This is a genomic window from Bradyrhizobium sp. SZCCT0231 (assembly GCF_018130245.1).
GTDB classification, from domain to species: Bacteria; Pseudomonadota; Alphaproteobacteria; order Rhizobiales; family Xanthobacteraceae; genus Bradyrhizobium; species Bradyrhizobium japonicum_F.
This window is the reverse complement of sequence record NZ_JAFCKP010000022.1, coordinates 74,132-86,398: the sequence shown is the minus strand read 5'-3', so window position 1 is coordinate 86,398 and position 12,267 is coordinate 74,132. Positions and strand designations below refer to the sequence as shown.

Annotated in this window: 11 protein-coding genes and 1 riboswitch; of the genes, 4 read left to right on the top strand and 7 right to left on the bottom strand. The window is 65.1% G+C overall.

Annotated elements, in window-relative coordinates:
- Positions 1-304: 304 nt before the first annotated feature.
- Together JQ566_RS31445 and JQ566_RS31440 are read left to right on the top strand one after the other, a co-directional pair.
- Positions 305-700, top strand: coding sequence for an SRPBCC family protein (locus JQ566_RS31445; RefSeq protein ID WP_212379618.1), 396 nt, complete (start codon positions 305-307; stop codon positions 698-700).
- Positions 701-870: 170 nt separating this feature from the next.
- Positions 871-1,368 carry a hypothetical protein gene (locus JQ566_RS31440; RefSeq protein WP_212379616.1) on the top strand — a complete coding sequence of 166 codons (498 nt, stop codon included), beginning with the start codon at positions 871-873 and terminating at the stop codon, positions 1,366-1,368.
- Here JQ566_RS31440 and JQ566_RS31435 read toward each other — a convergent pair.
- The 3 genes from JQ566_RS31435 to JQ566_RS31425 all read right to left on the bottom strand — a co-directional run bounded on the left by JQ566_RS31435 (position 1,365) and on the right by JQ566_RS31425 (position 5,454).
- Positions 1,365-2,810 (bottom strand): MATE family efflux transporter, encoded by a 1,446-nt coding sequence (locus JQ566_RS31435; protein WP_212379614.1) that lies wholly within the window; start codon positions 2,808-2,810, stop codon positions 1,365-1,367. The two genes, JQ566_RS31440 and JQ566_RS31435, sit on opposite strands and share 4 nt — an antisense overlap.
- A gap of 188 nt (positions 2,811-2,998) precedes the next feature.
- Entirely contained in the window at positions 2,999-4,051 is a 1,053-nt protein-coding gene (locus tag JQ566_RS31430; RefSeq protein WP_212379612.1) for a hypothetical protein, read from the bottom strand.
- Between the two features lie 266 nt (positions 4,052-4,317).
- Positions 4,318-5,454, bottom strand: coding sequence for a 2'-deoxycytidine 5'-triphosphate deaminase (locus JQ566_RS31425; protein ID WP_434057846.1), 1,137 nt, complete (start codon positions 5,452-5,454; stop codon positions 4,318-4,320).
- An 80-nt stretch (positions 5,455-5,534) separates the two neighbouring features.
- A riboswitch (SAM riboswitch) is annotated at positions 5,535-5,614 on the top strand.
- A gap of 73 nt (positions 5,615-5,687) precedes the next feature.
- On the opposite strand from JQ566_RS31425, the gene JQ566_RS31420 reads away from it, so the two are divergent.
- Positions 5,688-6,875 carry an O-succinylhomoserine sulfhydrylase gene (locus tag JQ566_RS31420; protein WP_212379609.1) on the top strand — a complete coding sequence of 396 codons (1,188 nt, stop codon included), beginning with the start codon at positions 5,688-5,690 and terminating at the stop codon, positions 6,873-6,875.
- A 203-nt stretch (positions 6,876-7,078) separates the two neighbouring features.
- Here JQ566_RS31420 and JQ566_RS31415 read toward each other — a convergent pair whose 3' ends face one another.
- Genes JQ566_RS31415 through JQ566_RS31405 form a run of 3 tightly spaced genes read right to left on the bottom strand, consistent with a single transcriptional unit; the run spans position 7,079 to position 10,104 of the window.
- The gene (locus tag JQ566_RS31415; protein WP_212379607.1) at positions 7,079-8,071 is read right to left on the bottom strand and encodes an SGNH/GDSL hydrolase family protein; all 993 of its coding nucleotides are present in this window, start codon (positions 8,069-8,071) and stop codon (positions 7,079-7,081) included.
- Between the two features lie 12 nt (positions 8,072-8,083).
- Positions 8,084-8,863: an SGNH/GDSL hydrolase family protein gene (locus tag JQ566_RS31410; protein WP_212379605.1), complete on the bottom strand. Its 780-nt coding sequence runs from the start codon at positions 8,861-8,863 to the stop codon at positions 8,084-8,086.
- A complete protein-coding gene (locus JQ566_RS31405; RefSeq protein WP_212379603.1) occupies positions 8,863-10,104 on the bottom strand; it encodes an OpgC domain-containing protein in 1,242 nt (413 codons plus the stop codon). The genes JQ566_RS31410 and JQ566_RS31405 overlap by 1 nt, the downstream gene beginning before the upstream one ends.
- 213 nt (positions 10,105-10,317) lie before the next feature.
- On the opposite strand from JQ566_RS31405, the gene apaG reads away from it, so the two are divergent.
- Positions 10,318-10,710: a Co2+/Mg2+ efflux protein ApaG gene (gene apaG, locus JQ566_RS31400; RefSeq protein WP_024337101.1), complete on the top strand. Its 393-nt coding sequence runs from the start codon at positions 10,318-10,320 to the stop codon at positions 10,708-10,710.
- Positions 10,711-11,004: 294 nt separating this feature from the next.
- On the opposite strand, the gene JQ566_RS31395 is transcribed toward apaG, so the two are convergent.
- Positions 11,005-12,012, bottom strand: a complete 1,008-nt coding sequence (locus tag JQ566_RS31395) for an Hsp33 family molecular chaperone (RefSeq protein ID WP_212379601.1) — start codon at positions 12,010-12,012, stop codon at positions 11,005-11,007.
- Positions 12,013-12,267 lie beyond the last annotated feature (255 nt).

Here is a 12,267-nt window from a genome sequence, read left to right as displayed (position 1 = left end):
CCCTCGCACCGCGCCAAACTCACTCAAGCCAACCGAAAGGCCTTGACTCGCAAATCCCCATATGAGGGTGGGCAAAGCGTAGCGTGCCCACCATCGCGTGCGACACTGCCGATGAATGGTGGGCACGGCGCGCGAAGAGCGCGCCTTTGCCCACCCTACGAACTCGCCACTCGCTCCCGTCATTGCGAGGAGCCCTTGCGACGAAGCAATCCAGACTGTCTCCGCGGAAACGTCACTGGATTGCTTCGCTTCGCTCGCAATGACGGTGTTTGTGGCGACGACCTATCACAATCAGGACACCTCCATGGCCTCCATCCACAACGACATCTCCCTCCCCGCCTCCGCGCGCGACGTCTGGGACGCGGTGCGCGATTTCGGCGCGCTGCATCAGCGGCTGGTGCCGGGCTTCGTCACGGCGTGCACGCTCGACGGCGATGCGCGCATCGTCACCTTCGCCAATGGTTCGGTCGCGCGCGAGGTGCTGGTCGATTGCGACGATGCGCGGCAGCGCCTCGTCTATGCCATCAACAACGAGCGGCTGGAGCATTACAGCGCCTCGGTGCAGGTGATCGCCGAGGGCGATTCACGATGCCGGCTGGTCTGGATCATCGACATGCTGCCGAACGAGCTCGCGCCTTACGTTCAGGGGCAAACCAAAGAGGCCGTGATCGCCATGCACCGGGCATTCCCGCCTGCGTAGCTCTTTGTCTGAGCATGATCTTTTCGGAAAACCGCTGCACACTTTTCCGGATCATGCTCGCGTGCGTGATGTTTTTCACAGAGCCACGCCCTCGCCGGCCGTAACCATGCCCCGCGTGCGTCCGGTTGGCTCTGCTCTCCCGGCGGCGCCACGCACGCGAGGAGCATGCCATGAGAGGTGCGGACAAGGTGATCTGCCAGGCGGCCGCCGTGCTGCTGCTGTTTTCGATCTCGAGCGTGCCGGCAAAGGCGCAGCTCCTCGGCGGCGGCGGTGCCGGCAGCGAGGACATGATGACCCAGATGGCGCCGATGTTGGAGATGATGAAGGCGAAGATGGGCAAGCGCCGCTTCGCCATGCTGATGCAGACCATGGGCCCGATGATGAGCCGCATGATGGAAAATGGTGGCGGTGGACTTGGTGGTGGTTTTGGCGGCCTGAATGGTCTGTCCGCCGGCAATCTCGGCGGCGGCTTCGGCGCGCCCAATCACGGCGGCTATTCGCCGATGGGCGGCGGCACCATGCCGGCCGGCTTCGGCGGTGGTGGCGGCGACATCATGGGCATGCTCGGTGGCGCCGGTGGCGGCGACATGATGGCGATGATCCCGCAACTGATGCGGCTCGCCAATGTCGGCGCCGGCAGCGGCCATCGCCGCCACAAGCATCGTTAGTCGGCGGCGCCTGATAGCGCCGGTCTGATCGCAGCCTTGCTCGCACGCGGTCCCCAGCGCGTCAGCAAGACGCTGGAGGATGAGAGCAGGCCGAGCACGACCATCGAGCTCGCAGCCAGCCAGAAGAAGCTCTGCGCGGTGGCCTCATGGGTCGACAGCCACCAGCCGACCCCGGAGATGTAGGCCAGCCGCGCCGTCTGCGCCAGCACCGGCCCGATCACCTTGGCCGCGCCTTGCGAGGAGAAATACATCGTCGTGGCAAGGCCGAAGAAGGCGTAGAACGGCCCGACCGTCGCGAGATATTGATGGCTCGCCGCGCGCACGGCCGCGCTGTCGGTGAAGATGTTGATCCAGAGATCGGGGAACATCGCAACGACGCACGCCGGCGCGCCCACGGCGACGAAGGCGGCGGCACTGGCGATCCAGGCGACGCGCCGGGCGCGCGCGATGTTGCCGGCGCCGATTGCCATCCCCACCATCGGCACGCAGGCGATGCCGAACGAGAACGCGATCGAGGTCAGCAAAAATTCCAGCCGCGCACCGATGCCGTAGCCGGCGAGGATCGCTGTGCCGAACTTCGCCAGCATGTGGGTGAAGATCGAGATCGTCAGCACCCCTTGCAGCGGCGAGAAGCAGGCGACGGCGCCGACCTTGAGGATGTCGAAGAACATCGCCCATTGGATGCGCAAGCCGCGCAGCCTCAATGCGATCCGCGCGCGGCCGGAGAACAGGTACCAGCCCATGATGCCGATGTTCATGGAATAGGCGATCAGCGCGCCGGCCGCGACGCCGCGCATGCCGAGCTGCGGCACCGGGCCGAGCCCGAGGCCGAGCGTGCCGCCGAGCAGTATCTGCCAGGCCGCGGAGTTGAGGATGAGGAACGACGGCAGCTTCATGTTGCCGGTGCCGCGCAACACGCCGGCCATGGTGTTGAGCAGCCAGGGCAGCACGGCGCCGCCGAAAAACACCTGCGTGTAGGCGATCGCATGCGTCAGCACATCGCCGCGGCCGCCAAGCATTTCGAGCACTTTTGGCCCGAAGATCAGCATGCCCAGCATGAAGACGAGGCCGAAACTGATGCCGATCAGCATCGCATGCATGGCAAGCGTGCCGGCACGCTCGCGATCGCCGGCACCGAGCGCGCGCGCGATGGCGGACGCCACCGCGCCGCCCATGGCACCGCCGGACATGGTCATGGTCAGGATCACGGTCGGAAACACCAGCGCCATCGCAGCCAGCGCCTCGACGCCGAGCCGGCCGATATAGGACGTCTCCGCGATGACGACGCACATGCCGGCCGAGAGCCCGATCACGTTAGGCCAGGCGAGGGAGAGCAGCGTGCGCAGGATCGGCCCGTCGGTCAGCGCGCTCTTGACGGGACTCGGGGGCGGCGGCAGCGGGCGCTCTTGCTCATCGACCGGGATCTCGGCGATGTCGGACATGTCCTCTCCCGGACGCAGGCGCCATTCGCGGCGCGGCAATCATTTGGTGTGCCAATGACTTTGTTCGCGCCAAAGGCGCGGCAGGAGCTTGTTAGCACGGCGATTACCGATTCCTCCTGCGCAGGGCGCAGCCGTGCCCTGCGGCAGCGCATTTCAATGAGAGGCGAAGTGCGCGGCGATAGCATCGCCTACTCGATCGTCCAGACCAGCGGCGGTCGACCGCCTGCGGCAGTGCGCATCTGCACGCCGATGTGCCGACCACATCCCGCAGCCAGCCCTTCGAACAATCCTTCCAGCACTTTGGCGCAGGCGCGGTGATAGTCGGCGACGCCGTCCATCAGCTTCCAGCTCTGCTGGCGGATTTCGAACGTGCCTTCGGACTGCGCCATCTCGGCGGCGTCATCCTGCGCGGCGAACAGCGCGTTCAGGAACGATGCGAACTCGCCCGCTCCGCCGCGGCTCATCGACAGCGCCGCTGCAACCTCGTCGAAATATTGCATCCCGATCAGCTTGCCGGTGAGGTGCAGCAGATAGCCGGCATCCTCGGGGCCGAACAGCTGCACCATCACGGGCGCGGCGGTGCGGACATATTCCATCGCGTAGTTGCGATAGGCTTTTTCCAGCCGCGGCTTCGGCCAGCTCGCGACCGGGAGCGCCGGCGCGGTCTTCACATCGAACAACGGTGCTTCCAGATGCCGCGCGAACACCAGGCGCTGGTCCAGCTCGAGCGGATGGTCGTATTGATGATAATAGCCTTCGAGCCCGTCCTGGCCGTCGACGCTCTGCTTGGTGCAGACGAAGCCGAGGCGGAGATCGCCGAGCGCGACGCCGTTGTTGGCGTGCCAGCCGCGCAGCATCGCGCGTGAGACCTCGCCCGGCACGCCGCAGATCGCGGTGCCCTTCCAGATCCAGCGCGGCGGCGGATAACGGATCCAGGCCTTGGTGTCGCTCTCATACATGTATTCGACATGCACGCCGCCGATCCAGTTGGAGAGATAGTGATATTGCGCCGCAGCCACCGCCGGCGGCAGATGGTCGATGCCGAGCTTTTGCAAGCCGGGCAGGAAGCGCTCCTGCTGCTGGCGGCGGAACACGCGGAAGACGAATTCGGCCGCATCCGCGGTGCCGCGGCGCGTGACCACGGTGAGGATGAGGCCGGTGAAGTAGGCGTGATAGAGGTCGGCGACCGCGCGCCACCGCTTCCATTGCGCTTCCTGCGCGGCGTCTGATGCGGCTGTCATGTTCACTCCCGGCTTGTTGTTTTGCGGGAGTGTGTCATCGCGGATGGAACGACGCAACCGGACGCGATCTCGGTGTCATCGCCCGCGAAGGCGGGCGATCCAGTACTCCGAGACGGTCATGCTTGAATCGAGAGGCCGCGGCGTACTGGATTCCCCGCTTGCCGCCTGCGCCAAAGCTTCGGCGCGCCTAAGACCGAAACCTCGGCGAAGCCTTGGCGTAGCCGGGTCGCGGGGAATGACAGCGGAGGCGGAGGCTGAGGCTGGCACTACACCCTGAAATGCTTGCTGAGCTTCAGGCCCTGCGCCTGGTAGTTCGAGCCGATGCGCTGGCCGTACATCGCGTCGGGGCGCGCCAGCATCTTCTCGTAGACGAGACGGCCGACGATCTGGCCGTGCTCGAGGATGAACGGCACCTCGCGCGAGCGCACCTCGAGCACGGCGCGCGATCCTAGCCCGCCCGCACCGGCATAGCCGAAGCCGGGATCGAAGAAGCCGGCATAGTGCACGCGGAATTCGCCGACCAGGGGATCGAACGGCACCATCTCCGCGGCGTAGTCGGGCGGCACCTGCACCGCTTCCTTGGAGGCGAGGATGTAGAACTCACCGGGATCGAGGATCAGGCTGCCGTCGGGACGGGCCGAGATCGGCTCCCAGAAATCTTCGACCGCGTAGCCGGAACGGCGATCGACGTCGACGACGCCGGTATGGCGCTTGGCGCGGTAGCCGACGAAGCCGTTGGCTTTCTCGCCGGAGAGATCGACGGAGACGGCGACGCCGCCGGAGAGGTCGGCATCGTCGATATCGACGAGGCGCTCGGCGGCATGCAGCGCCTCGAGCTCGTCGGCGTTGAGGATGGCATCGCCGGTGCGGAAGCGCACCTGCGACAGGCGCGAGCCCTCGCGCACCAGCACCGGAAAGGTCTTCGGGCTGATCTCGGCGTAGAGCGGCCCGTGATAGCCGGCGCCGATCATGTCGAAGCGGCGGGTGCCGTCGGCGATCACGCGGGTGAAGACGTCGAGCCGGCCGGTCGAGCTCTTAGGGTTCGCCGCCGCGACGATCTCCGGCGGCAGAGCCAGGCTTTCGAGCAGCGGCACGATGTAGACGCAGTTGGTCTCCAGCACCGCGCCGTCGGCGAGGCTGAACTCGTGCAGCTTCAACTCGTCGATACGCTCGGCGACGGTGGCGCCGGGACCGGGCAGGAAGCTGGCGCGGACGCGGTAGGCGATGTCGCCAAGGCGCAAATCGAGGCTCGCCGGCTGGATCTGGCTCTCGACGAAATCGTATTCGGGCAGGATGAGGCCTGCCTCCGCCATCGCCGCGATCATGCGGTCGGGCAGGATACCATTGGCGTCGGCGGCGACCGTGAACGTCAACCGGGGGTCCTCATCAGGGGTCAAACGCATCCCGAAATGCGGGACATACCAGCTTTTTACGGCTAGCCGATGGACGCCTTGACGGAAAGGGGATTGCGGAATATGAGCATCACTTATCCCGTGGTGATTTGAGCCGGCCGGCTTGCAGCCACGTTAAATAAGTCGCTAAACAGGCCGGGGACCTCTGTGATCCCGGCCAGTGGAGATATCCAGGCCGGTTTTTTTGTGACCATTTTTGCCCGATGGTCATGTCGGAGGACCCTATGTCGAAGTCGCCTGCCAACTACCGCCCCGAAACCCGCCTGGTCCATTCCGGGACCCTGCGCTCGCAATTTGGCGAGACGTCGGAGGCGCTGTTCCTCACCCAAGGCTACGTCTACAACAGCGCCGAGGAGTGCGAGGCGCGGTTCAAGGGCGAGGATCCCGGCTTCATCTATTCGCGCTACTCCAATCCCACGATCGCGATGTTCGAGCGGCGGATGATCGAGCTCGAAGGCGCCGAAGCGGCGCGTTCGGCGGCAACCGGCATGGCGGCGGTGACGACCGCGATCCTCGCACCGCTCAAGGCGGGCGATCACGTCGTGGCTTCGCGCGCCCTGTTCGGCTCGTGCCTCTACGTCATCCAGGATCTGTTGCCGCGCTACGGCATCGAGACCACGCTGGTCGACGGGCTCGATCTCGACCAGTGGCAGCGGGCACTTAAGCCCAACACCAAGACGTTCTTCCTGGAGAGCCCGACCAACCCGACGCTCGACGTGCTCGACATTCCCGGCATCGCCGAGATCGCGCACAAGGGCGGCGCGCGGCTCATCATCGACAACGTGTTCGCAACGCCGATCTGGCAGAGCCCGCTCGCGCTGGGAGCCGACGTCGTCGTCTATTCCGCGACCAAGCATATCGACGGCCAGGGCCGATGCCTCGGCGGCATCATCCTGTCCTCGGAAGCGTTCATCGCCGAGCACATCCACAATTTCATGCGCCAGACCGGCCCGTCGATCTCGCCGTTCAACGCCTGGGTTTTGCTCAAGGGCCTGGAGACGCTCGGCGTGCGCGTGCGCGCGCAGACCGACACTGCGGCGCGCATTGCCGAGGTGCTGGCGAGCCATCCGAAGATCTCGCGGCTGGTCTATCCCGGCCGCGCCGATCATCCGCAGGCGGCGCTGGTGAAGAAGCAGATGCGCGGCGGCTCGACGCTGGTCGGCTTCGAGGTCAAGGGCGGCAAGGCGGCGGCGTTCCGCGTGCTCAACGAGCTGAGGCTTGCGAAGATCTCGAACAATCTCGGCGACGCCAAGAGCCTCGTCACGCATCCGGCGACCACGACGCATCAGCGGCTGAAGCCGGAAGACCGCGCCGCACTCGGCATCAGCGAAGGTTTCATCCGCTTCTCGGCGGGACTCGAGCATGCGGACGATCTGATCGAGGATCTCACGGCGGCGCTGGAGAAGGCGTGACGAGCGAATGAGCTCTCGTAGGGTGGGCAAAGCGAAGCGTGCCCACCATTCAAACCTACACTGCCGATAGATGGTGGGCACGGCGCGAAGAGCGCGCCTTTGCCCACCCTACGACACCTGGAGAAGGCGTGAGCAGCGAATGGCGAATAGTGAGTAGCGAATAGATCAAACCCTATTCGCTACTCGCCATTCCCTGCTCGCCTCTACATCGGCCGGTACGTTCTCACATCAGCCGGCACGTTCACACCCAGCTTGATCTGGCCGACGGAACGGATGATGTCGTCGCCGAGCAGCTGGGCGAAGCAGGCGTAGCCCCAATCGTTCATGTGCAGGCCGTCGGCGATCACGAAGCTCTCGACCGGGATCGATTGGTTCTCGTGCCAGTCGCGCATCACCTCGAAGCGCGGGAAGATCCCGACGTGGCGGAGCTCGGCAACCTTGCCGAGCAGCTTCACCATCTTGCCGGCACTCTCCTTGCGCTGGTTGACGGCCGGCGAATATTGCGGATCGACCAGCACGATATCGGCGCCGCCGGCGGCCTGAATGCGGCTGATGCCGTCCTCGACCAGCTTGGCGGTGTCGCCGGGATCGAGATTGCGCAGCACGGCGTTGGTGCCGACCTGCCAGATCACGAGATCCGGATGCACGTCGATCACCTGCGTCTGGAGGCGCCTCATCATCTCGGGGGCGTCCTCGCCACCGACACCGGCATTGACGACGGTGATGTCGGCGATCGGATAGTGCCGGCGCAGCTGCGCGGCGAGACGATTCGGATAATTGAACTCCGGCGAGCTCGCGCCGAACCCCTGGGTCGACGACGAGCCGAACGCGACGATGACGACGGGCTGGCCGGCGACGAGCTTGCCGGCGACGTGCGGCAGCGAGCCCATCGCCTTCGAACCGCCCTTCGGCGGCAGGCAGGGCACACGGTTGAAGATGTCGCTGGCGGATTTGGCGGCCTGCTTCACCTTGTCGATGGCGCGCGCCGCGATGCCGCGCTGCTCGGGCGAGGTCGCAGCGACGGTGGTCTGGGAGGGCGAAGCGGCAGCGGGATCAGCCGGCTGGACAGGTGCGGGTGTCGCCTGCGCGGCTTGCGTCTGCGCATGCGATTGCGAGGCCGGCGTCAGCAACAACAGCACTGCTGCTGCAGGCGCAGCCAGCCATGACATCGGGCAAAAAGGGCGGAGAGAACTCATTAACGCTAGACCTCAATTTTGCTGCTGGGCCGGCTCCAGATGAGCTGCGTCGATCACGAACTGTGCCAACGCCCGGCCAAGGCAATCATGGACCTGCTTCGCCAGCTCAGGCCCGCGGGACGGGCTGAACAGGTCGAACTGGCCCTGATCATTCCACTGCCGCATGATCGCGAAACGATCGAACAGCGGGATGTCGTGCTCCTGCGCCACCACGCGCATATTATCGAGAAAAGGCTGCGCCGAAATCATGGTTTCGGTGCGCGGGCTGTATTGCAGATTCATCAAGACGACGTCAGCCCCCGCCTTTTGCAGCGCAGCAACCCCGTCGGTCACCGCGCTACGAAATTCGTCGGGATCGATGGATCGGATAGCATCCACCGTCCCGGTCTGCCAGATCACCAAGGTAGGCGTTTTTGCTTCCATCAGCTTAACGAAGGTGGAGGCGGTCTCCTCTGCCGTCTTCTTGCTCTGTATTTCTACGGAGACGTGCACCGCCTCGGACGCCGGCAGCTTCTCCTTGAGATTCGCCTCCATGCGCGCCGGATACGAGCTGCTTTCCGAAGACGGAATCGTGGTCGAGCGGCTGCCGACGACCAGGATGTCGAGCGGTTTGCCGGCCTTGACCGCATCGGCGACCTTGGGCAGCTGGCTTTCGCTGGTCAGTAGATAGGACGGCAATTCGCAGGCCGCGGGCGCAGGGGAAGCGGCAGGCGTAGCATCGCCCGCACGCGCCACAGGCGCGGCGAGGCCACCGCATAACAGGATCAGGCTCAGGAGAACCTTCGCCTTCATCAGCCCCCTCCCGCCAGATCGGCGTTGCCGACGGCGTTTTTGGTTTTCGCACCGCTCTTGTCAGCCACGCGCTTGTACCACGAAATCACCCAGGCCACGCCCCACATGATCAGGACTCCAGAGAGACTTATCAGCGCATGCATGGCTGCGCCGCCGGAGACTTCGGCCAGGATGAAATGGCCGGCAAAGGCCAGGAAGACGCCGAGACAGAAGATCTCGAGGGAATGCTGGCCGCACAGGATCAGCGGCCGCAGCCAGGGCGATTTCAGGCCCGGCCAGTCCGTCGGCAGGAAGCGCACGGTGAGCGCGGCCAACGCCAGGAAATGCGTGAAGCGCAGCACGTCGAGGTCGGTCTTGTCGATCGGATACATCCATTGCTCGATCAGCTTCGGCATGAACTGGGAGAGCTGCGGCACGTACCAGGTCATCGTCACGTAGAACGCCGCAACGAGATAGGCGATCGAGATCCACATCGTCACGGGCGAGGCCAGGATGCGCGACATGCGGCGCGCACCCCCGAGCGCGCACCATGCACCGAACACGAACAGCAGCTGCCAGGCAAAGGGATTGAAGGCCCAGAAGCCGTTCGGATAAGCCGATAGATAAAGATCGTACTCCCAGGTCACCACGTAGAGCACGACCGAAAGGCCGAGCGTGACGTCGGGCCGCCATTTCATCGACCACAGGATCAAGGGCAGCGCCAGCATCAGCACGATGTAGAGCGGCAGCACGTCCATATTGACCGGACGGAAGCGCAAGAGCAGCGCCTGCACGATGGTGACGTCGGGCTGCTTGAGGAAGTCCATGATGCCCATCTCTTCGGTATAGAGCGGGTTCTCGAACCTGGTCGCCACATAGGAGATTTCGGCGAGGAAGATCGTGAACAGGAAGACGTGGGCGACGTAGATCTGCCAGACCCGGCGCAGGATGCGCGCGGTGGCGATGACGACGCCGCTCTCCAGCATCGCCCGGCCATAGACGAAGGCGGCGGTGTAGCCGGAGATGAAGATGAAGATCTCGGTGGCGTCGCTGAAGCCGTAATTGCGGATCGTGAACCAGGTCAGCAGACTCGGCGGCAGATGGTCGATGAAGATCAGCCATAGCGCGAGCCCGCGGAACAGATCGAGCCGGAGCTCGCGCTCGCCGATGGCGGGCAGCGTGATGGCCGGCGCAGCGGCGCGCGGCTTGGTCCCCGCGGTTCCCGCGATGGTCGATCCCGTCACTTGGTCGGCAATGGTCATCGGGGGCCTAAAAACCCTTCCGCAAATCGCGACGTTGAAGGAGTGTAATGGTCCGGCTGTCGTCTCGCAAAGCGGCCGGATCACATAAAGGGTATCTCGCTTGAAGGGTATCTCCCTTGGGGGTGTCCTTTCCCTCGAATTCTGGCGGGACGATGTCGCCAAAGCCGTCCGCGGCGTTTGGTTCCCGGGACGGATTTCGGTATGATGGCAACCATGTACCGCGCCGTGACCCGCCAGATCGAAGTGACCGTCGAGCCGAACTTTGTTCCGGAGCAGTCGTCGGCCGACCGCTCGCGCTACTTCTGGTCCTACACCATCGTCATCACCAATTCGGGCGAAGAGACCGTGCAGCTCAAGACGCGGCACTGGATCATCACCGATGCCTCCGGCCGCCAGCAGGAGGTGAAGGGCGAGGGCGTGGTCGGCGAGCAGCCGATCCTGGCCCCCGGCGAGCGCTTCGAATATACCTCCGGCGTGCCGCTCTCGACCGCCTCGGGCTTCATGACCGGCCGCTACCAGATGGTCAGCGAAACCGGCGAGCGCTTCGAGATCGACGTGCCGACGTTCTCGCTGGACAGCCCGGACAACAAGCGGGTGTTGAATTAATCGCGCACCGTTCACCTCGTGTCCCGGACAAGCTGCAGCGCGGAAGCGCTGGTGCGCCGAGCCGGGACCCAGGTCCACACGGCGTAGTGCAGCGAGATGGACCCCGGCTCTGCAGCGCACCGTCGAAGTGACGCTGCGCTGCGTCCGGGGCACGAGAGCAGAGTGTGGTGTAGGCACTCTCAACGTCGTTGCGAGCGCAGCCAGACTGCCACCTCGGAGAGACTCCGGATTGCTTCCGCCTTCGCCAAGGCTTCGGCGGACAAGTCGCTGCGCTCGCAATGACGAAGGAGATGCCTACGCGTCCTCCGCGCCCGCCTCGTGCGGCGTGAACTGGTACACCGAAGAGCAGAACTCGCAGGTGACGACGACCTTGTCGTCCTTGACCATCGCTGCGCGGTCGTCGGGCGAGAAGCTCTTGAGCATCGAGGCGACCGCATCGCGCGAGCAGGAGCACCGCGCATCGAGAGCTTGCGGATTGAACACGCGCACACCGCGCTCGTGGAAGAGGCGGAACAGCAGCCGCTCGCCGGAGAGCTCGGGATCGATCAGCTCGACGTCCTCGACGGTCTCGATCAGCGAGCGCGCCTCGACCCAGGCGTCGTCCTCGGCGACGCTGTGCGCCTCGGCGCCTTCGGGCGCATCGCCGGGATGCAGATCGGCCTGCCGCGCGCGCTCCGGCGCCTTCGGCAGAAACTGCATCAGCATGCCGCCGGCGCGCCAGCGATGCTTGCCGCCGTCGCTACTGCGCCACTCCTCGCCGACCGCGAGGCGCACGCGCGTCGGGATCTGCTCGGAGCGCAGGAAATATTCGTGGGCGGCGTCTTCCAGGCTGCCGCCATCGAGCGCGACCAAGCCCTGATAGCGGCTCATATCGGGGCCCTGGTCGATGGTCATGGCGAGATGGCCGCGGCCGAGCAGCGTGCCGGAATCCTTAGCCGTGCCCAAGCGCGAGGCATCGAAGCGGGCATAGGCGCGCAGATGGTCAGGCGCCTTGTAGTCCACCACCAGGAACGACACCGGGCCGTCGGTCTGGGCCTGAAGAATGAAGCGGCCCTCGAACTTCAGCGCCGATCCGAGCAGCGTCGTCAGCACGATGGCCTCGCCGAGCAGCTTGCCGACCGGCGCCGGATAATCGTGCTTGGTGAGGATGTCGTCCAGCGCCGGACCGAGCCGCACCAGGCGCCCGCGCACATCGAGGGCGTCGACTTCGTAAGGCAGCACGGCGTCGTCGATCGGAACCGCCGATGGTGCGCGAACCGGGCCCTCAGGCCCGGTTTTCATGTCAGGGGATTGAAAAACCATGGCGCTCTATCTGGGGTCGGAGGGCGGGGATTGGAAGGGGCAGGATGCAAGTTGAACCATACCAAGCCACCTCAAACTCGACGTCGTCCCGGACAAGCGCAAGCGCCGATCCGGGACCCATAACCACAGGACTACGTCACGACGCGAGATGGCAACTCCGAGTCATCGCCACACGACGTCTTGTGGCTATGGGTCCCGGATCGGCGCGCGCTTTTGGCGCGCTTGTCCGGGACGACGGCGAAGCGTGGCGCAGCC

What these genes read in the sequence shown, in the direction of transcription:
- apaG (WP_024337101.1), top strand. Translation starts at nt 10,318, where the DNA reads ATGTACCGCGCCGTGACCCGCCAGATCGAAGTGACCGTCGAGCCGAAC.
- JQ566_RS31440 (WP_212379616.1), top strand. Translation starts at nt 871, where the DNA reads ATGAGAGGTGCGGACAAGGTGATCTGCCAGGCGGCCGCCGTGCTGCTG.
- JQ566_RS31395 (WP_212379601.1), bottom strand. Translation starts at nt 12,012, where the DNA reads ATGGTTTTTCAATCCCCTGACATGAAAACCGGGCCTGAGGGCCCGGTT.
- JQ566_RS31420 (WP_212379609.1), top strand. Translation starts at nt 5,688, where the DNA reads ATGTCGAAGTCGCCTGCCAACTACCGCCCCGAAACCCGCCTGGTCCAT.
- JQ566_RS31410 (WP_212379605.1), bottom strand. Translation starts at nt 8,863, where the DNA reads ATGAAGGCGAAGGTTCTCCTGAGCCTGATCCTGTTATGCGGTGGCCTC.
- JQ566_RS31415 (WP_212379607.1), bottom strand. Translation starts at nt 8,071, where the DNA reads ATGAGTTCTCTCCGCCCTTTTTGCCCGATGTCATGGCTGGCTGCGCCT.
- JQ566_RS31430 (WP_212379612.1), bottom strand. Translation starts at nt 4,051, where the DNA reads ATGACAGCCGCATCAGACGCCGCGCAGGAAGCGCAATGGAAGCGGTGG.
- JQ566_RS31445 (WP_212379618.1), top strand. Translation starts at nt 305, where the DNA reads ATGGCCTCCATCCACAACGACATCTCCCTCCCCGCCTCCGCGCGCGAC.
- JQ566_RS31435 (WP_212379614.1), bottom strand. Translation starts at nt 2,810, where the DNA reads ATGTCCGACATCGCCGAGATCCCGGTCGATGAGCAAGAGCGCCCGCTG.
- JQ566_RS31405 (WP_212379603.1), bottom strand. Translation starts at nt 10,104, where the DNA reads ATGACCATTGCCGACCAAGTGACGGGATCGACCATCGCGGGAACCGCG.
- JQ566_RS31425 (WP_434057846.1), bottom strand. Translation starts at nt 5,454, where the DNA reads ATGCGTTTGACCCCTGATGAGGACCCCCGGTTGACGTTCACGGTCGCC.